This is a genomic window from Achromobacter sp. HNDS-1, assembly GCF_040084795.1.
Taxonomy (GTDB): domain Bacteria; phylum Pseudomonadota; class Gammaproteobacteria; order Burkholderiales; family Burkholderiaceae_B; genus Achromobacter; species Achromobacter ruhlandii.
This window is the reverse complement of sequence record NZ_CP157584.1, coordinates 3,659,941-3,680,210: the sequence shown is the minus strand read 5'-3', so window position 1 is coordinate 3,680,210 and position 20,270 is coordinate 3,659,941. Positions and strand designations below refer to the sequence as shown.

The 20,270-nt window shown below is 68.2% G+C and carries 22 protein-coding genes; 4 read left to right on the top strand and 18 right to left on the bottom strand.

Annotated features, from left to right (window positions below; translation table 11 throughout):
• Window positions 1–11 precede the first annotated feature (11 nt).
• The 13 genes from ABFG95_RS17070 to ABFG95_RS17010 all read right to left on the bottom strand — a co-directional run bounded on the left by ABFG95_RS17070 (window position 12) and on the right by ABFG95_RS17010 (window position 12,693).
• Window positions 12–953, bottom strand: a complete 942-nt coding sequence (locus ABFG95_RS17070; RefSeq protein WP_278990636.1) for a succinylglutamate desuccinylase/aspartoacylase family protein — start codon at window positions 951–953, stop codon at window positions 12–14.
• An 89-nt stretch (window positions 954–1,042) separates the two neighbouring features.
• Window positions 1,043–2,032: a tripartite tricarboxylate transporter substrate binding protein gene (locus ABFG95_RS17065; protein ID WP_278990635.1), complete on the bottom strand. Its 990-nt coding sequence runs from the start codon at window positions 2,030–2,032 to the stop codon at window positions 1,043–1,045.
• Window positions 2,033–2,193: 161 nt separating this feature from the next.
• Window positions 2,194–3,108, bottom strand: coding sequence for a LysR family transcriptional regulator (locus ABFG95_RS17060; protein ID WP_059269135.1), 915 nt, complete (start codon window positions 3,106–3,108; stop codon window positions 2,194–2,196).
• 25 nt (window positions 3,109–3,133) lie between these two features.
• The gene (locus tag ABFG95_RS17055) at window positions 3,134–4,018 is read right to left on the bottom strand and encodes an alpha/beta hydrolase (RefSeq protein ID WP_049070889.1); all 885 of its coding nucleotides are present in this window, start codon (window positions 4,016–4,018) and stop codon (window positions 3,134–3,136) included.
• Window positions 4,011–4,772: an FCD domain-containing protein gene (locus ABFG95_RS17050; protein WP_049070888.1), complete on the bottom strand. Its 762-nt coding sequence runs from the start codon at window positions 4,770–4,772 to the stop codon at window positions 4,011–4,013. The genes ABFG95_RS17055 and ABFG95_RS17050 overlap by 8 nt, the downstream gene beginning before the upstream one ends.
• 82 nt (window positions 4,773–4,854) lie before the next feature.
• Window positions 4,855–5,880 (bottom strand): carbon-nitrogen hydrolase family protein, encoded by a 1,026-nt coding sequence (locus ABFG95_RS17045; protein WP_059269129.1) that lies wholly within the window; start codon window positions 5,878–5,880, stop codon window positions 4,855–4,857.
• A 19-nt stretch (window positions 5,881–5,899) separates the two neighbouring features.
• Window positions 5,900–6,592, bottom strand: a complete 693-nt coding sequence (locus ABFG95_RS17040) for an ABC transporter ATP-binding protein (RefSeq protein WP_278990634.1) — start codon at window positions 6,590–6,592, stop codon at window positions 5,900–5,902.
• Complete coding sequence (locus ABFG95_RS17035; protein ID WP_049070886.1) at window positions 6,579–7,334, bottom strand: ABC transporter ATP-binding protein; 756 nt, start codon at window positions 7,332–7,334, stop codon at window positions 6,579–6,581. Before ABFG95_RS17035 ends, ABFG95_RS17040 begins: the two co-directional genes overlap by 14 nt.
• Window positions 7,335–7,443: 109 nt before the next feature.
• Window positions 7,444–8,430 (bottom strand): branched-chain amino acid ABC transporter permease, encoded by a 987-nt coding sequence (locus ABFG95_RS17030; protein WP_049070885.1) that lies wholly within the window; start codon window positions 8,428–8,430, stop codon window positions 7,444–7,446.
• Window positions 8,427–9,341 (bottom strand): branched-chain amino acid ABC transporter permease, encoded by a 915-nt coding sequence (locus ABFG95_RS17025; protein ID WP_006392582.1) that lies wholly within the window; start codon window positions 9,339–9,341, stop codon window positions 8,427–8,429. Before ABFG95_RS17025 ends, ABFG95_RS17030 begins: the two co-directional genes overlap by 4 nt.
• A complete protein-coding gene (locus ABFG95_RS17020; RefSeq protein ID WP_063579951.1) occupies window positions 9,338–10,507 on the bottom strand; it encodes an ABC transporter substrate-binding protein in 1,170 nt (389 codons plus the stop codon). Before ABFG95_RS17020 ends, ABFG95_RS17025 begins: the two co-directional genes overlap by 4 nt.
• Window positions 10,508–10,565: 58 nt before the next feature.
• Window positions 10,566–11,477, bottom strand: a complete 912-nt coding sequence (locus ABFG95_RS17015) for a fumarylacetoacetate hydrolase family protein (RefSeq protein WP_020925409.1) — start codon at window positions 11,475–11,477, stop codon at window positions 10,566–10,568.
• A gap of 91 nt (window positions 11,478–11,568) precedes the next feature.
• A complete protein-coding gene (locus ABFG95_RS17010) occupies window positions 11,569–12,693 on the bottom strand; it encodes a cupin domain-containing protein (RefSeq protein ID WP_049070881.1) in 1,125 nt (374 codons plus the stop codon).
• 207 nt (window positions 12,694–12,900) lie between these two features.
• Here ABFG95_RS17010 and ABFG95_RS17005 point away from each other — a divergent pair, with 207 nt between their 5' ends.
• The gene (locus ABFG95_RS17005) at window positions 12,901–13,161 is read left to right on the top strand and encodes a hypothetical protein (protein ID WP_049070880.1); all 261 of its coding nucleotides are present in this window, start codon (window positions 12,901–12,903) and stop codon (window positions 13,159–13,161) included.
• A 230-nt stretch (window positions 13,162–13,391) separates the two neighbouring features.
• On the opposite strand, the gene ABFG95_RS17000 is transcribed toward ABFG95_RS17005, so the two are convergent.
• The gene (locus ABFG95_RS17000) at window positions 13,392–14,507 is read right to left on the bottom strand and encodes a porin (RefSeq protein ID WP_100503886.1); all 1,116 of its coding nucleotides are present in this window, start codon (window positions 14,505–14,507) and stop codon (window positions 13,392–13,394) included.
• A gap of 238 nt (window positions 14,508–14,745) precedes the next feature.
• Window positions 14,746–15,675: an MBL fold metallo-hydrolase gene (locus ABFG95_RS16995; protein ID WP_278993186.1), complete on the bottom strand. Its 930-nt coding sequence runs from the start codon at window positions 15,673–15,675 to the stop codon at window positions 14,746–14,748.
• A gap of 184 nt (window positions 15,676–15,859) precedes the next feature.
• On the opposite strand from ABFG95_RS16995, the gene sigJ reads away from it, so the two are divergent.
• The 3 genes from sigJ (at window position 15,860) to ABFG95_RS16980 (ending at window position 18,423) form a co-directional block, all read left to right on the top strand.
• A complete protein-coding gene (sigJ, locus tag ABFG95_RS16990; RefSeq protein ID WP_278993188.1) occupies window positions 15,860–16,741 on the top strand; it encodes an RNA polymerase sigma factor SigJ in 882 nt (293 codons plus the stop codon).
• A 110-nt stretch (window positions 16,742–16,851) separates the two neighbouring features.
• On the top strand, window positions 16,852–17,289 hold the full coding sequence (locus ABFG95_RS16985; protein WP_063584579.1) for a cupin domain-containing protein: 438 nt from the start codon (window positions 16,852–16,854) through the stop codon (window positions 17,287–17,289).
• A gap of 129 nt (window positions 17,290–17,418) precedes the next feature.
• Window positions 17,419–18,423 carry a LysR family transcriptional regulator gene (locus ABFG95_RS16980; RefSeq protein ID WP_348994802.1) on the top strand — a complete coding sequence of 335 codons (1,005 nt, stop codon included), beginning with the start codon at window positions 17,419–17,421 and terminating at the stop codon, window positions 18,421–18,423.
• Window positions 18,424–18,426: 3 nt separating this feature from the next.
• Here ABFG95_RS16980 and ABFG95_RS16975 read toward each other — a convergent pair whose 3' ends face one another.
• The 3 genes from ABFG95_RS16975 to ABFG95_RS16965 are packed head-to-tail and all read right to left on the bottom strand — an operon-like array spanning window position 18,427 to window position 20,186.
• Entirely contained in the window at window positions 18,427–18,921 is a 495-nt protein-coding gene (locus tag ABFG95_RS16975) for an Ohr family peroxiredoxin (protein WP_054418922.1), read from the bottom strand.
• A 20-nt stretch (window positions 18,922–18,941) separates the two neighbouring features.
• Window positions 18,942–19,697 carry an SDR family oxidoreductase gene (locus ABFG95_RS16970; protein ID WP_238909778.1) on the bottom strand — a complete coding sequence of 252 codons (756 nt, stop codon included), beginning with the start codon at window positions 19,695–19,697 and terminating at the stop codon, window positions 18,942–18,944.
• A gap of 9 nt (window positions 19,698–19,706) precedes the next feature.
• Entirely contained in the window at window positions 19,707–20,186 is a 480-nt protein-coding gene (locus ABFG95_RS16965) for a carboxymuconolactone decarboxylase family protein (protein WP_054418918.1), read from the bottom strand.
• Window positions 20,187–20,270 lie beyond the last annotated feature (84 nt).

Sequence of the window (20,270 nt, the reverse complement as noted above, 5' to 3'; positions counted from 1 at the left end):
CGTCCGCGCCGTCAGCCCGCGTAGTCGCGCGCCAATCGCACCACCGTCACGCCCGGCTTGAGCTGGCGCAGCGACGGCATCACCAGCGTGCAGCGGTCATAAGGCGAAACGATCGCCCGGCCGTCGGCCCAGCCGATCACCGATCCCGCCTTTTCCAGTGTCTCCAGGCCCTGCCAGGGCTGCGCGAAGCTCACGTCCATCGACGGCGCCACCACGGCGTCGGTCACTTCCAGCACCCGCTGCGCGGCGTCGGGGCGCAGCCAGCCGGCCGGGATGTCGGCGGCATCCACCACATCCGCCGCGACCAGCATCCGCGCCACCATGTCGCGCGCCACGTCGCGCGCCGCCGGATCGCCGTGAAAGCCGCATTCGATCAGCAGCGCGCAGGCGTCCTCGCGCGCCGGATCGCCGAACTGCGCGAAATCGCGCATGCGCACGCCGTCCTTGTGGCCGGCGTCCACGATGACGTGCCGCGGCGCCTTCAGGCGCCGCGCCAGGGCGATATTGCGCGGCAGAAGGCCCGTCAACAAAAGCGGCGCGCCCGGCTCGTGCATGGAATGCAGGTCCAGCAGCCAATCGGCGCGCTCGACCCATGGCCGCAATTGCGCCGCGCGCTGGCGGTCGCGGGTCGTGGGATTGTCCAGGCGCTCGGCGCTCCAGACCCGGTTCATGTCCTCGTCGACGAAACGCGAAGCGTCATGGCGCGCCAGGTCGAAACGGTCGAACGCCGGCAGGTTGCAGAACGCGAGCGTCAGGCGGCCGCGGCGCGGCCGCAGGCCCGCGGCCAGCAGGTCCTTCAGCGCCCAGGCGCCACACAGCTCGTTGCCGTGCACCAGCGCGGACAGCATGAGGGTGCGGCCGGGCAGGCCCGAGTCGAAATGCCAGACGCCCGGCGTATCGGTGTTGCCCAGGCGCTCGGCGGCGAGGTCGGGAACGGAAAGCGTGAAATCCATGGAACGGCCTGCGTTGATAGGGTGTGGAATGGATCCGGATGCGCCGGCGGCCGCGCTGGGGCGGCCGCCGGCGCGGGAAGGCATCGCGCTTATTGCGCTTCGATCTTGGCCGCCTTGACCAGCTCGCCATACTTGCGCGTCTCGGCCGCCTGCGAGGCCACCGGATCCACGCCCGGCTGCGCCAGCACGCCGCCGGCCTCCAGCATCTTGGCGCGGAATTGTTCCGACTTGAGCGTATCGGCCAGGGCCTCGCGCAGCTTGGCGGCCACCGGCTCCGGCAGGCCGGCCGGCCCGTACAGCGAGAACGTGATGCTGAGATCGACGGCCTCGAAGCCCGGCGTCTCGGCCAAAGCGGGAATGTCCGGCGCCACCGGAGAGCGCTTGGGCTGCGTCACGCCCAGCGCCACGATCTTGTCGGCGCGCACTTGCGGCAGGCCCGAGGACAGCACCAGCATGCCGAAGTCCAGCTGGCCGCTCATCAGGTCAGTCACCAGCGGCGAGACCCCGCGATACGGCACATGCTCGGCGCGCGTCCTGGTCTCCTGATTGATCATCTCGCCGGCCAGGTGCAGCGTGGTGCCAACGCCCGACGAGCCGTAGTTGAAGCTGCCCGGCGCGGCCGCGCGCAGCTTCTGCAGGTATTCGGCGGCGCTCTTCACGCCGGAATTCTTGCTGGCCGCCAGCACCATGGGTTGCGAGGCAATCACGCCCAGCGCGGTGAAGTCCTTGGCGCCGTCGTACTTGACGGCGCTGTTGATCATGCGGGCGACGACCATTTCATTGGTCGAGCCCAGCAACAGCGTGTAGCCGTCGGGCGTGGCGCGGGCCACGCGCTGCGCGCCGATGGTGCCGCCGGCGCCGCCGGCGTTCTCCACCACCACGCTCTGGCCGATACGCTTGGCCAGCTCCTCGCCGAACAGGCGGGCGGTCAGGTCGACGCTGCCGCCGGCCGGGTAGCCGACGATCAACGAGACCGGGTGGTCGGGGTAACCGGCGGCGATGGCCGGCGAGGCGATCAACGAAACGGCGGCACAAAGCGCGACCGACGCGCCGCGCAAGGCGTGCGGAACGAATTTCATGAATTTCTCCCTGGGGTGCTGAGGTGGACGGCGGCGCCGTCTCGTTCGAGTTTCGGGAGACATTCTGCGCGTGGGCCGGCGGCATGATGTGCCAAGTCGGCACATTTCCGTGCTAATTCAGATCGCCGCCGGCCCGCCCCTGCGAGCAATGACGCGCCGCTTCAGGCCTTGCGATTGGCGGTGGCTTCCCAAGCCGCCTCGGCGAGGTCGGCCAGGCGCGCCCGCGAGCGGTACAGCCGCACTTCGAAGGCGATCTCGTCGCTGCGGCCGCCCAGCGACACCAGGACGCCGCGGCGACAGTCGGCCGCCACCATCGACCAGGGCAGCCAGGCCACGCCCAATCCCTTGAGCGCCGCGCCATGCGCGGCATCGAGCGAATCGATGCGCACGAACGGCGTCAGCGCATAGGGCGTGGATTCGAGCCTGTCGCCCAGGATGCGCTCCATCGACAGGCCGCCGGCGTAGGTAATCAGCGGCGCCGGCTGCCCGCCCTCGCTCAGCACATAGCGGGCGCGGCCGCGGCCATCGGCCTGGCTGACCGGCACCAGCTTGTCGGTGCCCAGCGTCATGTAGCGGTAGCGCACCGGGTTGAGCTGCATGGACAGAGCCGGATGCTCGTAACAGCACAGCAGGTCGACCTTGCCCTGCTCCAGCCGCATCGCCATGTCTTCCATCTTGCCGGTGGAGATCTCCAGTTGCGTGCCTTCGACCAGCACCTTCGGCGCGCGATGGCGCAGCCGCGCGATCCAGTCGCCCACCACGGTGCGCGACAGGCTGCGGCCGGTGGCGATGCGCAGCACCGCCTCGCCGCCCGCGCCGGAGCTGCGGATGCGATGGCGCACCAGGCCCATCTGCTCGACCACCTGGGTGGCGGTCTTGAGCAGGGCCTCGCCCTCGGCGGTCAGCGTCACCGGCACGCGCTGGCGTTCCACCAGCGGCGCGCCGGCCCAGGCCTCCAGCGCGCGGATGCGGCGCCCGAAGGCCGGATGCGTGACGTGCCGCGCCTCGGCGGCGCGCACGAAGCTGCCGCTCTGCGCCAGCGCGATCAGGTCTTCGAGCAGTTTCAGGTCGGCCATGGCGCGCCCGTGTCCGTGAACGCGCTCAGGCTTGCGCCAGGCCCATCATCGCCAGGGTGGCGCGGGTCAGGTCGCTGGCCGGGTCCTCCAGCTCGTTCACCAGGTCGAAGTGATTGCAATGCGGCGTCGGGATGCGCGTGGCCTGCAGGCCGGCGCCGGTCCAGGCGCGTTCGAAGGCTTCGGTCTGGTTCTTGAAACCCTGCGTCTCCAGGCCGCCGACGGCCAGCAACATGGGGCCGGCGCGCTCGGGCAGGTTGAAGATCGGGCTGTGGCGCGCCGCCTGCTCCGGCGTCAGTTGCAGCCAGGTATTGGGCAGGACGTCGCACAGCGGCCGCAGGTCGAACAGGCCGCTCAGCGCCAGCGTGCCCTTGATCACGTCGTCCGGCACGCCGTAGCGCGCCGGCCAGGCCGGCGCGGCCAGCATCGCCGCCAGATGACCGCCCGCCGAACTGCCGCCCACGTAGATACGCTCGGGATCGACGCCGTACGTCGCCGCATTGTGGTACAGCCAGGCCAGCGCCGAGCGCATCTCGCGCACGATTTCCGGCAGCGTCGCTTCGGGCGCCAGCGTGTATTCCGGCACCGCCACCGCCGCGCCGGCGGCGTTGAAGGCCTCGGCCATCACCGGCGCGTCTTCCTTGCGCTGGCCGCGCCAGTAGCCGCCATGGATGAACACGAACAGCGGCGCCGGGCCGCGATTCGCCGCCGGCAGGAACAGGTCCAGCCGCTCGTCCTGGCCCATGCCGTAACGCAGGTTCAGCAGGCCGGGACGGCGCGACTTCACCGCGGCGGCCGACTCGGCGTAGCGGCGCACGCAGGCGTCGAAGTCCGCCACCGACTCGCGGGCGTTGTATTGCACCTCGCGCTCGGCGATGGTGGGGAAAAAGAGATCGATGTCCGCGTCACGCATGAATGGCCTGCCTGTCGTCCTGGGAAATGATGTGTTCGATGAATTGCGCCGTCTTGCGGTAATGCGCCGCCAGCATCGCCACCGAGCCTTCGACGTCGCGCGACAGCGCCGCGTCCAGCAACTGGCGGTGCTCGTCGTCGACATTGCGCTCGGGGCCGTAGGCGGTGGCGCCGGCGCGCGCCGGGCGCCGGTAGCGTTCAGTCTGCGCATACAGCTGCGTGGACAGGTCCAGCAGCCAGTGCGAGCGGCAGGCCCCGATCAGCGCGTGGTGGAAGTCCAGGTGGCGCGCCTCGAGCGACTCCTCCAGCTCCTGGCTGGGCGGCACGGCCTCGCCGGCGCGCTGCGCCGCCAGCGTCAGCGCATGGTAGGCGCCGACCAGCCGCGCCTCCCAGGCGTCATCGGCGTTGGCCAGCGAGCGCCGCAGGGCGTCGCAATCGATCAGGATGCGGGTCTCGCAGGCGTCCCACATTTCCTCGACCGACAGCGGCGCGATGCGAAAACCGCGCGAGGTGGTGGTGATCACCATGCGTTCGCTGCGCAGCCGGTTCAGGGCTTCGCGGATCGGGGAAAAGCTGCTGCCGTAGCGTTGCTTGAGCAATTCCAGGCGCAGCGACTGGCCCGGCGCGAACGCCCCGCTCATGATGTCGCGCCGGAGCAGGCGGTAGACCTGCTCGGACAGCGTGATTTCCTCTACCTCGGCGTTCCCGTCGGCGCCGGGCTCGTCCTGGCGGGAAGCTTTGATTCTTGGCTTCAACGTGCTCTCCAGATGTCAGCGGCCTTGAGGCCGGGGCCGGCGGGCGCTCAGGCGGCCCATTCTACCCGCGGCCCGGTCGCCCCTAGCCGCGCGCCTCGGGCAACGGCTCGAAGTCTGCGTCCAGCTCGGCGGCGCCCGATTCGGCCAGGTCGTCGTAGCGCGCCGCCTGCAGCGGCCGCCGGTTCACGCGCAGGTCGAACACGTCGAAGCGGTTGTAGTGGCCGACGATGTCATGCATCTGGCGCGGCTGGATGCAGCGCGACAGGTCGATCTCGGCGTAGACGATGCCTTCGTCGTCGATCAGCGGTTCGCCGATGACACGCCCGTCCGGCCCCAATATTCCCGAAAACGCGCTGTTGCGGCGCGCCAGCATCTCGCGCGCTTCCGGATGGCTGGCGCTGATGGCGTCCTGGATCTCGGTGGAAATGGTCGAGCACGACACCACCGTGAACACCTTGCCCTCGAACGAGTGGGCTGCCGCCCGCAGGCGGATGGCCTCGGCCATGTCGTAGTCGGGCGGCGCCACCGGCAGCGAGATATAGCTGGCGACGTGCACCATCTCGCCCTGCGCCAACAGCGAGAAGCGCGCCAGCGTGTTGGTGTTCTCGCCGCAGGCCAGGCCGCCGAGCTTGCCGACGGACGTGTCATACACGCGCAGCGACTCGCCGTCACCGTGGGCCCAGGTCAGCTTCTCGGCCCAGGTCGGCACCAGCTTGCGGTGGCGGCCCAGGACGCGGCCCTCTTCGTTGATGAAGACCATGGTGTTGTAGATCGTGCCGACGCCATGGCGGCTGCGCTCATTCACGCCCACCACCACGTTGACGCGGTGCTGGCGCGCGGCCTGGGCGATGCGGCGGATCTCCGGCCCCGGCAGCTCGATGGCGCTCTTGCAGAGCTTTTCGAACCACGGGCTGCCCTGCACCGGGTTCATCACCCAGCTCCAGTAGGGATAGGCCGAGACGAACACTTCGGGAAAGGCCACCAGGCTGGCGCCGTTGCCGGCGGCCTCGGCGATCAGCGCGCAGGTCTTGTCGACGGTGGCGTCGGTGTCCAGGAACACCGGCGCGGCCTGGACGGCGGCGGCCTTGAAAACGGGCAGGTTCAACATGCGTGTGCTCCTATTGCGGTCAGATGCCGAGATAGCGTTGCGCCAGGTCGGGCTGCGCGGACAGTTCCGCGGGCGCGCCCGACCAGGCCACGCGGCCCTTGTCGACGATGTAGTGACGGTCCACCAGCGTCGCCATCTCGGGCAGGTTCTTGTCGATCACCAGGATGGTCTGGCCCTCGGCCTTCAGCGCCCGCAGGCAACGCCAGATTTCCTGGCGGATCAGTGGGGCCAGCCCTTCGGTGGCCTCGTCCAGGATCAGCAGCTTGGGATTGGTCATGAGCGCGCGGCCGACCACCAGCATCTGCTGCTCGCCGCCCGACAGCGTGCGCGACGACTGCGCGCGGCGCTCCTTCAGGCGCGGGAACAGCGCGTAGACCCGCGCCAGGTCCCAGCCGCCAGGCGCGGCGCGCGAGGTCGCCACCAGGTTCTCCTCCACCGTCAGCGAGCCGAACACGCGCCGCCCTTCCGGCACCAGTCCCACGCCCAGCCGCGCCACCGCGCTGGGCGCGGGCCGCGACAGCGTCTGGCCGCGGAACCGGACCTGCCCGCCGGTGGCCGGCAGCATGCCCATCAGCGTCTTGATGGTGGTGGTCTTGCCCATGCCGTTGCGGCCGATCAGCGAGATCACCTCGCCCTCGGCGGCCTCGAAGGCCATGCCGAACAGCACCTTGCTCGACCCGTAGCCGCCGGTCAGGCCCTCAACCTTCAACATGTTCTTCTCCCAGGTAGGCGGCGCGCACTTCCGGATGGCGCCGCACCTCGTCGGGCGCGCCGCTGAACACCACCTTGCCGTAGACCAGCACGCTGATGCGGTCGGCCAGCGCGAACACCGCGTCCATGTCGTGCTCCACCAGCAGGATGCCGTAGTCGCCCTTCATGCCCAGCAGCAGGCGCGTCATGCGCGCCGATTCCTCCGGCCCCATGCCGGCCATGGGCTCGTCCAGCAGCAACAGGCGCGGCGAGCGCGCCAGGGCCACCGCCAGTTCCAGCTGGCGCTTCTCGCCGTGCGCCAGATCGGCGGTGCGCACGTGGCGCCGGTCCGCCAGGCCGACATGGGTCAGCCATTGCATCGCCTGCGCCTTCAGGCCGGCGTCGCGGCGCGGATCGGACCAGGCGCCAAAGGCGCGGCCGCCCTTGAGCATGCTGGACAGGATGACGTTTTCGAGCGCGGTGTATTCCTGGCACAGCTCGGTGATCTGGAACGAGCGGCCCAGCCCCAGCCGGGCGCGCTCGAAGGCGCGCAGCGCCGTCACGTCGCGTCCGTCCAGTTCGATGGTGCCCGAGTCGGGCCGGATCTCGCCGCAGATCTGCGCGATCAGCGTCGACTTGCCGGCGCCATTCGGGCCGATGATGGCGTGGATCTCGCCGGCGCGCACGTCCAGGTCGACGCCGTTGGTGGCGACGACCGCGTCGAAGGCCTTGCGCAGCCCGGATAGACGCAACAGCGTCTGCATATCAGTCGTCCCCACTGTCGATGCCTCATCGGAATGCCGCGGATCCGGCTCCACCGGTCCGCCGGCATGCACCCTTGAGGGGGAAGCGCGCAGCGCTCCGGGGGTGGTCTCAATCCGCATGGCGCGTCTCCAGGAGGCGGCCGAACAGGCCCTTCTGTCCCCACAGCACCACCAGCACCAGCACCGGCCCCATGTACAGCAGCCAATGCTCGGTCAGCGACGACAACATCTGCTCCAGCCCCAGGAACACCGCCGCCCCCGCGATCGGGCCCAGCAGCGTGCCGACGCCGCCGAGGATGACGATGGCCATCAGCTCGCCCGACTTGGTCCAGGCCGCCATGTCCGGCGTCACCAGCCCGGCATAGTTGGCCCACAGCACGCCGGCCAGCCCGGTGCCCACCGCCGACAGCACGAAAGCGCTCAGGCGGTAGGGCGTGGGCGCCACGCCCAGGTTGATGGCGCGCCGTTCGCTCTGGCGCAGCGCCTGCAGCACCATGCCGAAGCGCGAGTTGGTAACGCGGATGCACAGCAGCGTCCAGAGGGTCAGCAGCGCCAGGCAGACGTAGTAGAACGTCAGCGGGTTCTCCAGGTTCAGGCCCGGCAGCACGTTGCGCTGCGAGATCATCAGCCCGTCGTCGCCGCCATAGAACTGCAGCGACACCAGGATGAAGTACACCATCTGCCCGAACGCCAGTGTGATCATGATGAACTGCACACCGCGCGTGCGCAGCGCCAGGTAGCCGAACAGCCAGCCCGCCAGCGCGCACACCGCCAGCGCGATCGGCCACACCACCAGCGCGGCGTTGCTGCCGGCCCAGCCGAACAGCGGCCCGGCTTCGGTGGTGTGGAAGGCGATGATGCCCACCGCATAGCCGCCCAGCCCGAAGAACATCGCGTGGCCGAAGCTGACCATGGCGCCGTAGCCGATCACCAGGTCCAGGCTGACCGCGGCCAGGCCGTAGATCAGGAAGCGCGTCACCACGCCGATCAGGAACGGCGTGTCGGTGGCCGCCGCCGCGCCCGGCAGCGCCAGCAGCAGGATCAGCCCGGCCAGCCCCCAGCGCGCACGATTCGAAAGTGTCTTTGCCATCATCATCCTCGCGCCGGGAACAGCCCGCCCGGCTTGGCGATCAGCACGATCGCCATCAACACATAGATACTGGCCGAGGCCAGGCCCGCCGCCAGCGGATCCGCCGTGGCCGGCGAGAACACCGCGCCCAGCAGCTGTGGCAGGAAGGCCCGCCCCATGCTGTCGACCATGCCGACCAGCAGCGCCCCCGCCAGCGCGCCGCGCACCGAGCCCACGCCGCCGATCACGATGACCACGAAGGTGGTGATCAGGATGCGCTCGCCCATGCCGATCTCGACGGCCAGCAGCGGCGCCGCCATCACGCCCGCCAGTCCGCACAGCAGCGCGCCCAGGCCGAACACCAGGGTGTAGAGCTTCTTGATATCCACGCCCAGCGCATCGACCATTTCACGGTCGTCGGCGCCGGCGCGGATCAGCATGCCGATGCGGGTGCGGTTCACCAGCCACCACAGCCCCACCGCCACCAGCGCGCCGACCGCGATGAACGACAGCCGGATCAGCGGATACTGGAACCCCGGCGCCAGCGTCACCGCGCCTTCCAGGAACGACGGGATGCCCACCAGCGGCGGCCGCCGGCCGAAGATCAGGCTGACCGCCTCGTTCGAGAACAGCAGCAGGCCGAAGGTGGCCAGCACCTGGTACAGGTGGTCGCGCTTGTACAGCTTGCGGATCACCAGCACCTCCACCGACAGGCCGTACAGCCCCGCCCCCAGCAACGCCGCCAGCACGCCCGCCAGGAACGAGCCGGTGGTGCCGATGGCATAGGCCGCGCAATATGCGCCCACCATGTAGAAGGAGCCGTGGGTCAGGTTCACCACGCCCATGATCCCGAAGATCAGGGTCAGCCCGGCGGCGAGCAGGAACAGCATCGCGCCGAACTGCAGCCCGTTGAGCAACTGTTCGAAGAGCAATGTCATGACGGCATCTTGCAGAATTGGGCGTAGGCGTCCTTGTCATCGGACACCAGCTTGCGCACCAGGCGCGGCGACAGGCCGCCGTCGGCGTCCTTCTCGATGCGCATCAGGTACAGGTCCTGCACCGGATGCTGGTTGGTGTTCATGCTGAACTTGCCGCGCAGCGAGGCGAACTCGGGCTTGCGCAGCGCGGCGCGGAACTCGGCCTGGCGCGACAGGTCGCCGCCGGTGGCCTTCAGGCCGACGCCGATCAGCTGCGCCGTGTCATAGGCCTGCATCGCGTAATCGGTGGGCACGCGGCCATAGGCTTCCTTGAACGCCTGCACGAAGGCTTTGGACTGCGGATTGTCGAAGTCCTGCGACCAGATGCCGGTGATGTAAGCGCCCTGCGCCGCGTCGCCGGTGGCCTTGATCATGCGCGCATCCATCGAGAAGCTCGGCATCAGCATCGGCACGGTCTTGTTCAGGCCGGCCGCGGCGTATTGCTTGACGAAGTTGATGCCGGTGCCGCCCGGATGGAACTGGTAGACGGCATCGGGCGCCAGCGACCGCACCCGCGCCAGCTCGACCGAGAAGTCCGACTGGTCCAGCTTGGTGTAGATCTCGGCCACCACCTCGCCCTTGTAGGTGCGCTTGAAACCCTCGATGGCGTCGCGCCCGGCCTGGTAGTTCGGCGCCAGCAGCGCCACGCGCTTGTAGCCCAGCTCATTGGCGGCCACGCCGCCCGCCGTGTGGAAGGCATCGTTCTGGTACGAGGCCACGAAATAGTTCGGGTCGCACTTCTCGCCGGCAAAGCTCGACGGGCCGGGGTTCAGGCTGACGTAGAACGCGCCCGACTTGACCACGCCCGGCGCCACCGCCGCCAGCACATTCGAAAAGTTCACGCCGGTGAACAGCTTGACGCCCGACTGCAGCATGCGGTCGGCCGCCTGCTTGGCGTTGGCCGGCTTGAGGCCATCGTCCTCGATCACCAACTGCACCGGCACCCCGCCCAGCTTGCCGCCGCCCTGCTTGATCGCCAGATTGAAGGCGTCGCGCTCGTCCTCGCCGATGTAGCCGGCCGGCGTCGACAGCGTGGCGATGAAGCCGATCTTGACTGGCTCCGCGGCGTGCGCGATGCCCCCCAGCGTCCAGGCCAGGCCCGCCGCCAACATGGTTTGCTTGATCATTGTTTTCCCCTTGGAGACCGCCGCGCCCGCCGTCTCGTGGCGGGCGCTGGAATTTCGCCTAGACCGCCACCACCGGATGCCGCAGCGTGCCGATGCCTTCCACGCACGCCACCACCACGTCGCCCGGCCACAGCCACTCCTGCGGCTTGCGGCCCGCGCCCACGCCCTCGGGCGTGCCGGTGGCGATGATGTCGCCCGGCTCCAGCGTGATGCCGGCGCTGATGTCCGAGATCAGGAAGGGCACCTTGAACAGCATGTGGCGCGTGTTCGAGCCCTGCTTCTTCTCGCCGTTGACCGTCAGCCACAGATCCAGCACCTGCGGATCGGGAATCTCGTCGGCCGTGACGATGCAGGGGCCGAACGGCGCGTAGGTATCCTGGCCCTTGGAATAGATCCACTGGCCGGCGCGGCGGCAGTCGCGCGCGCTCATGTCCAGCATCACGCTGTAACCGAACACATACGACAGCGCGTCGGCCTCGGCCACGCGCGTGGCGCGGCGGCCCATGATCACCGCCAGCTCGACTTCCCAGTCCAGCTGTTGGGTGATCTTGGCGTTGTGCTCGATGGCGTCGCCCGGGCCGATCACGGTGGTGGGCGGCTTGGAGAAGATCACCGGCTGCTTGGGCAGGTCGGCCGAGGTATCGAGCGTGCGGCTCGACTCGGCCACGTGCTCGACGTAGTTCAGGCCGATGCCGAAGATGTTCTTGCGCGGACGCGGAATCGGCGCCAGCAGCTTGACGTTCTCCTGCGGCAGCGCGGTGCCCACGGGCCAGGCGCCGCGGTACGACTCCATCAGCTTCGAGGCCTGCGCCACGGCCACCGGGCCCAGGTCAATGAAGGCCAGCATGTCGTCCGGCAGCGCCACGCCGCCGGCCTGCCCCAGCAGGGCCAGGTCGATCACATAGCCTTCGGCCAGCGCGCCCAGGCGGGCGGCGGCGGTGGGATGGGCGCGAAAAGTTACCAAGCGCATAGGAACTCCAGGAAATTCAAGACGAGTTGAGACAGGCGCCCGGCCTGCGCCGGGCGGCGGATGAAAATTCAGTGGGGGTTGGCGCCAGCCGCTAGATCAGTTGCTGGTGGCCGTCGTTGTCCTTGACCGCTTCCTCGCGGTAGAGCGCCAGCGATCGCATCACCGGCAGGTCGTTGAAGCAGAACAGGCACGCGTCGTCGCTGGACGACAGGTTGGCGTGCTCGTGCACGGCCCACGACGGCACACAGAAGATGTCGCGCTCGGTCCAGTCGTAGCGCTTGCCGTCGATGACCGAAAAGCCGCTGCCCTTGGCCACCTGGTAGAGAAAGCTGCCGGTGTGGCGGTGGGCCTTGGTGTGCTCGCCCGGGCGCAGCAGCTGCATGCTGGCGCCGATGGTCGGCATGACCGGGCCGCCGGTGGCCGGGTTGACGTACTCCATCAGGATGCCGTCATAGGGGCTGCCCGCCGACACCCGCGCGTGGCGGCGCAGCGCCTCGTAGGTGGGTTCCCATTCGTACTTGAACAGCGGCGAATACGGCTTGGTCCAGCCCGTCGTCTGCGGCCGCAGCGCCGCGCTGCCCCACAGCGCGCTGGTGTCGTCCACCGGGTGCGTCACGGTCTGGTTCAGGTCGGGATGCACGGCGTAGAAGCCGGCCTCGAACGCGTTGACCAGCGGAATGTCCAGGCCGTCCTGCCAGATGCAGGTGGTGCCATCCTCGGCCACGCCGTGCTCGTGCCAGGTGCCATTGGGCGTGAGCACGAAGTCGTTCGCGCCCAGCGTCATCTTGTGGCCGTCCACCACCGTGAACGCGCCCTTGCCTTCCATGATGAAGCGCAGCGCCGAATGCGAATGCTTGTGCGCCGACGCCAGCTCGCCCGGCCGCATCACCTGCAGGCCCGAATACAGCCAGCCGACCGCGGCGGCGACGTCGCGCCGGCCCGGGTTGTTCAGGTAGATCACGCGGCGGCCCGCTTCCTCGGGCGACACCAGCTCGGCCGAGCGCAGCACGTGGCCGCGCAGTTCCTGGTAGCGCCAGACCACCGGTACCGAGGCCGAGCGCGGCGCCCAGGGCTCGATCTTGTTGGCCACCGTCCAGAGCGCGCCGGTCTCGAGCCGGGCCAGATCCTGGTAATAGGCGATGCGCTCCGGCGAATCCGCCACGTTGGCGCGGCCAGCGGTGTCTTCCCGATAGGCGTCGTACCTGTTCGCTTCCATCCCTTGCCTCTTTTTATAAAAATCAAAAGATTTTCGAAAATATTAGAGGTGGCGGCCGAATCGGGCAATGATTGCGCGCTAGGGGTTTTCCTGGGGCCCGTCATCCGCCTGGAAAAAAACCAGCGACGAATCCGAAAATACTGTACAAAAACACAGTGCGACGTGCTACATTGCGCTCGCCCGAAAAACGTCTTCCAGGAGACTCCTGTGTCCGAAGCCGCTCAAATCGCCCAGACCCACGTCGTCCAATACATCGTCGTTCCCTACCGCGCCGCCGCCAATGGCGTGGCCCCCGGCGAAATCCGGCCCGCCAGCAGCGAGTTCGGCGCCATCCGCATCGCCAACTCCATGGCCGGCAAGTTCGCCGGCGTCGCCGCCTACGAAGTCATGATCGACAAGGAAACCGGCGACATGGAATCGCCGCGCATCCTCGCGCAGATCGGCACGGTGCCGTCGCTCGACGACTGACCGCCGCGCGCAAAGCAAAACGCCGCCGGCATCTGCATGCCGGCGGCGCGCATGCCGCTTCGGGGAGCTCATCCCACACAGGGTTGGGGTGAGCGGACTGAGAGTGGAGCTAGGGAGGTGGCCGCTTTTTTCGCGTCTGTGGCCGGGTAAGACGCCCAGTCCGCTCACTGCAACCGCGGCGTCCGGCGACGCGCAACCCGCGCGCGCCGCCGGACGAGGCGAATCGCCGCTTAGAAGCGGTGACGCACGCCGACCATGCCGACGGTGCTCTTCAGGCCGTCGACGAACGCGAAGTTCGTGGCGTACGAACCCAGCGCGTACAGGTTGGTGCGCTTGGACAGGTTGTAGGTGTAGCCCAGGCTGTAGATGTTCATGGTCGCGTCGTCGCCGGTCAACGAAGTGTTGTTGGCGTCGGCACGCTGCCACGAGGCCAGGATGCTGCCCGCGCCACCGACCGGAGCCGACAGGCCGACCAGGTACGAATTCGACTTGAAGTCCTTGGCCACGACGTTGGAGCTGAAGCTCTTGCCCGACGGGTTGGCGGCGCTGCTGAAGTTGTTGAGCGACTGGCCGGTGAACCAGCCGTCACGCGTCTGGCCGTAGGCCAGCGCCAGCTTGACCACTTCGAAGTCGTACGAACCGCCAATGATCCACTGCTTCGGCTTCTCGTCGGTGCCGAGCTGGTTGGCCATGTTCAGCTGGTCATACGTCAGCGCCAGGTTCAGCGGACCGTTGACGTAGCGCAGGCCGGTGGTGATGGCGCGGGTGTTGTTGGCGGTCTTGAAGCCGGTTTGCGCGGCGGTCGTGTCGGCCACGTTGAACGAGTAGCCCAGGCCGAACTGGAAGCCGCTGAACGACGGGGTCTGGTACATGACCATGTTGTCGTGGCGGACCGTGTTGGCGGCGCCGAAGGCCGCACCCACGTTGGCCTGGCCGTAGCTGGCGCCGAACGGATCGATCGCGGCGATGTACTTCGAGGCGATGTTGGTCTGGCGGCCGAATTCCAGCAGGCCCCACGAATCACCCTTCAGGCCAACGGTGGCCTGGCGGCCGAACAGGCGGCTGCTCTGGCCCGACTGGCCGTTGGCCGAGTTGAAGCCGCTTTCCAGCGTGAACACGGCGCTCAGGCCATCGCCCAGGTCTTCGGCGCCACGCAGGCCCCAGCGCGAACCGCTGGACAGGCCGTTGGACATGCCAACCTTCGATTCCTTGTAGCCGTCGTTGCCCTTGATGCGCTGGAAACCGATGCCGGTATCGATCAGGCCGTACAGCGTCACCGAGGTTTCAGCATGTGCAACACCGGACAGCGCGGCGAACAGAGCGGTGACGAACAGAGTCTTTTTCATTACAGATTCCCGTTGATTGAACAGACATGCGCATGCGGATCGGCACGCCGCCCAGGCGGCAACTTCCGCGCATGACCGGAACGGATTCTAGGAACGCTGTATGTCAGCCTTTTTTCGCACTGCCGCAAAGTCTGGAGATCAACGGAAATCGGACTTGGTTGTGGCGCGAGACCGACATCCGCCCGGACATCTCCCTCGCGCCGCTGCCTGTCATGGCGGTGTGCTATGAAGGACAGGATCAATAGTCCCAGATAACGGGCACCCAACGGAAGGCATCGCCATCCACGGCCACCCGGCCGACCGAGGGAAATGGCAGGTGTGCAGCCACCAGCAACCCGCGGTTGGCGGCCAGTTCCCGGAACAGGCCGATGCGCACGTGCGCCGATTCCTCGGGATCATGCTCGAAGCCGTTGTGCCACTCCGGATGGTCGAAGCCGACCGGAAACATGGCATCGCCGGCAAAGGTCAGGCGCTCATCGCCTGAAATCAGGTCAACCACGCTGTGCCCCGGCGTGTGTCCGCCCGTCAGGCGCACGACCACGCCCGGCGCGACCTCGCGCCGGTCCTCGAACAGGCAAAGCCGGTCACGGTATTCGCTGTGGAAGCGGGTGGCGGTGGACCTGAGCACGTCGGGCACCGGCCGCGGCATGACCGTGTGCGAAAAGTCCGGATCGGTCCAGAACGCGACCTCCGTCGCCGCCACATGGATGCGCACGTCGGGCCGCAGGCGCTGCTTCACGCCATCGACTAGCAATCCGCCCACGTGATCCATGTGCATATGGGTGATGATGATGTCCGTCACCGACTCCAGCGCGATGCCAGCCGCTTGCAGCCGCTGCGGGAACTGCCCAGCGCGCGGAAAGCCCGGGAACTGGCCCCCCAGGCCCGCATCGATCAGAATGGTCTGCCCGCCGCTGCGCGCCACCATCACATTCAACGGCCAGTCGAACGCATCCGGCGGCATGAACATGCGTTCCAGCCAGCCGGCCAGCGCGGCCGGCTCCGCATTGGTGGCCATGGTCGCGGTGGGCAAGGGCAGCACGCCATCGCTGACCACCAGCGCATCGATCGCGCCGATCCGCAGCGCATAGCGAGACGGGACCAGGTCGGCGGCGGAATCGCCGAGGGATGGCAGGCTGCTGCGGGCGGGGTTGTGCAAGTCGTTCATGAATACCTCGAGTTGACGGGGAAAGGTGCGGCCATCGTAGGGATGGCCCGGCGCGGGCGGTAGGCCCGCGGCGGGAAGCATGCTGTTGTGTGGCGCGCACCAATATGCGCGACGCGCGGCTTGTCCGGCCCCGGCCGGCTGCGGCAAAATGTTCGTACCCTGCCTTCCCTCCCCCCTTCCCGCCATGATCGATTCGGTGACCCTGTTCGACCGTCATCGCCCCCGCCTGTATGCCATCGCCTACCGCATGCTCGGTGAAGTGGCCGAGGCCGAAGACGTCGTGCAGGATGCCTGGCTGCGCTGGCACGGCACCGACCGCGCCAGCGTGGACAACGCCGAGGCGTGGCTGGTAACCACCACCACTCGCCTAGCCATCGACCGTCTGCGCCTGGCCAAGGCCGAGCGCGCGCGCTACGTGGGCGTGTGGCTGCCCGAACCCATGTTGATGGCGCCGCCCCCCGCCACGCCCGAGCAGATCCACGAACTCGCCGACGACGTGTCGGTGGCGTTCCTGTTCATGCTGGAACGCCTGTCGCCGGACGCCCGCGCCGCCTTCCTGATGCGCGATGTCTTCGACGCCGACTACGAAGACATCGCGCAGACCCTGGGCAAGCGTCCGGCCGCGGTCCGCCAGCTAGTGCACCGGGCCCGCTTGCAGTTGCGCCAGGGCACCCCGCGCGAGGCCGTGCCGCGAGCCACGCTGCGGCGCCTGCTGCTGGCCTTCGCCGACGCCATGCAGCGCAGCGATTTCCATGGCCTGCATGCCCTGTTGAGCGATGACGCCGAACTCATCGGCGATGGCGGCGGCAAGGTCGGCAGCTTCGCCAGCCTGGTGGGCGGAAAACGGCTGGCGCAGTTGTTCTATGCGGGCAAGCGCCGCTACCGCGACGCGCTGCGCACCGAGGTGGTCGAAGTGAATGGGCAATGGACCCTGCTGCGCTTCATCGACGGCCAGCTCGAATCCGTGCAGTCCTACGAGACGGACGGCGAACGCCTGACGCGCGTGCTGGTGCAGCGCAATCCCGACAAACTCGCACGCATCGCCGCCGCGCTGGCCCACGCCTGAGCGCCCGCGTTGGTGCGTGGCGGGCAACATGGTGATCCCTCGCAGGGTACTACCGCCGGGCGGGCGGCACTCCTACGATGCGCCTGTCGCCATTGAATCGAGGACAGGCCATGTCAAAGCCCAAGAAAATCGCCATCACCCTTGCCTTCGCCGGCGGGTCGCTGCTGGGCCCGCTGGCGCAGGCCGTCGCCCCCAATCCTCCGCATGCCGGCGGCGCGGCCGATCCGGTCGTCACGGAACTGATGAGCAAGGCGTTGCCAGGCATCCCCGGCAAGGAAGCGCTGATGATCACCGTCGACTACCCGCCCGGCGCGGCCGACCCCATCCACCGCCATGACGCCTCCGCCTTCGTCTACGTGCTCGAAGGCAGCATCGTCATGCAGGTCAAGGGGGGCAGGGAGGTCACGCTGAATGCCGGCCAGACCTACTACGAAGGCCCGGACGATATCCACACGGTGGGCCGCAACGCGAGCCAGACCCGGCCCGCCCGCTTTCTGGTGGTACTGATCAAGAACCCCGGCGCGCCCGCGCTGGTTCCCATCCAGTAGGCGATACCACCGCCTGCCCCGGCGCGCGGCGGGTTGGCCGCTGGCGCATTTTTTTCAGGGACGATGTCACAAAGCCGGCGGGCGCCGCGTCTTGGAGGGTAGGACCCACCCACTCGCCGAGCCGCCACCATGTCGATCTCCTCTCCCGCCTCGTCGTCTTCCCCCCCCTGCGCCGCACCGGATTCGCTGGCCGACAGTTTCGCCACCAGCTATGCCGGCGTGGTGGCCTTCATCGCCGTCGCCGCCGAGGGCAATTTCGCCAAGGCGGGCGACCGCCTGGGCATCGGCCGTTCAGCCGTCAGCCGCAGCATCCAGAAGCTGGAAGACCAGTTGGGCATTCGCCTGTTCCTGCGTACCACCCGCAGCACTTCGCTGACCGTCGAAGGCAAACGCTTCTATGAACAGTGCCATCCCGGGGTGGAGAGCATCTTGCGGGCCCTGGACGACATGCGCGAGCTGCGCGAGGGGCCGCCGGCCGGCCAGTTACGGGTGTGCTCTACCGTGGGTTTCGGCCGCAAGGTGGTCGCGCCCCTGCTGCAGGCGTTCCGCGCCGCCCATCCGGGAATTTCGGTGGAACTGCTGCTGGATGACGGCCCCACCGACTTCACCACCGACCGCGTCGACATCTCGTTCCGCAACGGCCGCATGGAAGACAGCCAGGTGATCGCCCGCAAGGTGATCCCCATGCAGATGATGCTGTGCGCTTCGCCGGACTATGCGGCACGCCACGGCCTGCCGGACAGCGTCGACGCCATCGGCCGCCACCGCTGCGTCAACTTCCGCCTGGCTTCAGGCCGGGTGTACGAGTGGGAATTCAAGGTCGACGGGCACCTGCGCAAAGTGGCCCCGCCCGCCATGCTCACGTTCAACGATGCTGACCTGGTGCTGCAGTCGGTGTTGGATGGCCACGGTTTGGCGCAGATCGCCGGCTACCAGGCCTGTGAACACCTGCGCGCCGGCAGGCTGGTGTCTTGCTTGCAGCAATATGCGCCGGACGACCGCGGCCATTACCTGTGCTTCCTGAGCCGGCAGCACCTGCCAACGCGCATGCGCGTCTTCATCGACTACATGACCGAATGCATCCGCGCGATGGACCTGCAGATCATCGACAGCCTGTCGCCGCGCGCCGCGTGACCCTCATTGCGTCAGCGCAACCACGCTGTCGATGCCGCCCCGTGCCATCTTGGCGTAGGGGCACAGGCGCTCGGTATCGCGCACCAGCGCCGCGGCCACCGCCTCGTCGACGCCGGGAAGATGGATGTTGACGTCCGCGCTCAACGTGAACAGGCCGTCGACCGGATCGCGGCCGAACGCGATGGTGACCGTCACCGAGGCATCGGCGACAGCAATGCCGGCGCGCCCGGCCAGCAAGGCCAGCGCGCCGTGGAAACACGCCGCGTAGCTGGCGGCGAACAACTGCTCAGGGTTGGTGCCCCCGCCCGCGCCACCCAGCTCGACTGGCAGCCGCAGTTCGACCGCCAGCTCGCCGTCATCCGACATGGCGATGCCGGACGCGCGGCCATGCTCGGCCTCGCCGCCACGCACCGTCACGCTGGCGGCGTACAGGGGTTGGAAATCCCGACCGCGATACTTGTCCAGAAGCGCCTGCGAAGGTGGCCGCGGCTTGCGCATGGCGGTCTTCGGGCCTGCCGCTACCGACGCGCGCCCGAGCGCGCGAACCAGGTATCGAAGTCGATCGCGCCCAGGCGTGCGCCGGCGGCCGCCACCAGCGTCGTGTCATCAAGGCGGGCGCCAAAGTAGCGCGCCCCCGCATCCGACTGCACGCTTCGCGGATCGCCGATGCGGGCCAGGTAGCGCTGCGCCAGCTCGGCCAGGCGCACGCGCTCGGGCCCGGCGATTTCCACGATGCCATTGACCGGCGCGGCCAGGGCGGCGTCGGCCATGGCCAGCGCCACGTCGTCGGAAGCAATCGGCTGTACGTAGGCTGGCGACAGCCGTACCCGGTCGCCCTCGGCACCCGACTGCACGATGCCGCTCAGGAACTCGAAGAACTGCGTGCTGTGCACGATGGTGTAGGGAATGCCGGCCGCCTCGATCAGTTCTTCCTGCGCGATCTTGCCGCGAAAATAGCCGCTTTCCGCCAGGCGCTGCGTTCCCACCACCGACAACGCAACATGATGGCGCACACCGGCGCGGGCCTCGGCGGCCAGCAGGTTGCGCCCCGAGGTCTGAAAGAACTCCAGCACGGCCTTGTCCTCGAACGACGGCGAGTTGGCCACGTCGACCACGGTATCGACGCCGGCCAGCGCGGCGTCCAGCCCTTCGCCGGTGATTGTGTTGACGCCCGTCGCGGGCGAGGCGGCGATCGCTTCATGGCCGCGCTCGACGAGCAGCCGGACGAGTTTGGAGCCGATCAGGCCGGTACCACCGATTACCAGGATCTTCATGCCGCCTCCTCAGTTGAACTTGGCCTTGTCCAGGCCATAGGCCTTGTCGGCCGAACCCGGCACGGTCCGAAAGCCCACATTGAGGCGGTTCCAGCCATTGATCGCCATGATGGCGAAACTCAGGTCGGATATCTCCTTTTCCGACAGTTGCGTGCGCACGCGCTCGTAGACCTCGTCGGGCACGCCGTGCGCGCCCAGCGTGGTCAGCGCCTCGGTCCATGCCAGGCAGGCGCGCTCACGCGGCGAGAACTCGGTCGACTCGCGCCAGATCGCGACGTGGTGCAGTCGCAGTTCGCGCTCGCCATGGATCTTGGCTTCTTTCACGTGCATGTCCAGGCAGAAGCCGCAGCCGTTGATCTGCGAGGCGCGGATCTCGACCAGGGACAGGATCGACGGCTCGATGGCCCCGGACCGCACCAGCATGCCGAATTCGACGAATTTCTTGAACAGTTCGGGCGATTGGGCGAAAGCGTTCAGGCGTTGACTCATGGTGACTTCCTCGGTGGATGGACAGCTCCAGCCCGTGCGGCGCCGGACAGCGCGCCCGCTGGAACAACGACCAGATCGTAGGTC

Coding starts and splice junctions, on each gene's coding strand:
- ABFG95_RS17070 (WP_278990636.1), bottom strand. CDS start 953: ATGGATTTCACGCTTTCCGTTCCCGACCTCGCCGCCGAGCGCCTGGGC.
- ABFG95_RS17065 (WP_278990635.1), bottom strand. CDS start 2,032: ATGAAATTCGTTCCGCACGCCTTGCGCGGCGCGTCGGTCGCGCTTTGT.
- ABFG95_RS17060 (WP_059269135.1), bottom strand. CDS start 3,108: ATGGCCGACCTGAAACTGCTCGAAGACCTGATCGCGCTGGCGCAGAGC.
- ABFG95_RS17055 (WP_049070889.1), bottom strand. CDS start 4,018: ATGCGTGACGCGGACATCGATCTCTTTTTCCCCACCATCGCCGAGCGC.
- ABFG95_RS17045 (WP_059269129.1), bottom strand. CDS start 5,880: ATGTTGAACCTGCCCGTTTTCAAGGCCGCCGCCGTCCAGGCCGCGCCG.
- ABFG95_RS17040 (WP_278990634.1), bottom strand. CDS start 6,592: ATGTTGAAGGTTGAGGGCCTGACCGGCGGCTACGGGTCGAGCAAGGTG.
- ABFG95_RS17035 (WP_049070886.1), bottom strand. CDS start 7,334: ATGCAGACGCTGTTGCGTCTATCCGGGCTGCGCAAGGCCTTCGACGCG.
- ABFG95_RS17030 (WP_049070885.1), bottom strand. CDS start 8,430: ATGATGATGGCAAAGACACTTTCGAATCGTGCGCGCTGGGGGCTGGCC.
- ABFG95_RS17025 (WP_006392582.1), bottom strand. CDS start 9,341: ATGACATTGCTCTTCGAACAGTTGCTCAACGGGCTGCAGTTCGGCGCG.
- ABFG95_RS17020 (WP_063579951.1), bottom strand. CDS start 10,507: ATGATCAAGCAAACCATGTTGGCGGCGGGCCTGGCCTGGACGCTGGGG.
- ABFG95_RS17015 (WP_020925409.1), bottom strand. CDS start 11,477: ATGCGCTTGGTAACTTTTCGCGCCCATCCCACCGCCGCCGCCCGCCTG.
- ABFG95_RS17010 (WP_049070881.1), bottom strand. CDS start 12,693: ATGGAAGCGAACAGGTACGACGCCTATCGGGAAGACACCGCTGGCCGC.
- ABFG95_RS17000 (WP_100503886.1), bottom strand. CDS start 14,507: ATGAAAAAGACTCTGTTCGTCACCGCTCTGTTCGCCGCGCTGTCCGGT.
- ABFG95_RS16995 (WP_278993186.1), bottom strand. CDS start 15,675: ATGAACGACTTGCACAACCCCGCCCGCAGCAGCCTGCCATCCCTCGGC.
- sigJ (WP_278993188.1), top strand. CDS start 15,860: ATGATCGATTCGGTGACCCTGTTCGACCGTCATCGCCCCCGCCTGTAT.
- ABFG95_RS16985 (WP_063584579.1), top strand. CDS start 16,852: ATGTCAAAGCCCAAGAAAATCGCCATCACCCTTGCCTTCGCCGGCGGG.
- ABFG95_RS16980 (WP_348994802.1), top strand. CDS start 17,419: ATGTCGATCTCCTCTCCCGCCTCGTCGTCTTCCCCCCCCTGCGCCGCA.
- ABFG95_RS16975 (WP_054418922.1), bottom strand. CDS start 18,921: ATGCGCAAGCCGCGGCCACCTTCGCAGGCGCTTCTGGACAAGTATCGC.
- ABFG95_RS16970 (WP_238909778.1), bottom strand. CDS start 19,697: ATGAAGATCCTGGTAATCGGTGGTACCGGCCTGATCGGCTCCAAACTC.
- ABFG95_RS16965 (WP_054418918.1), bottom strand. CDS start 20,186: ATGAGTCAACGCCTGAACGCTTTCGCCCAATCGCCCGAACTGTTCAAG.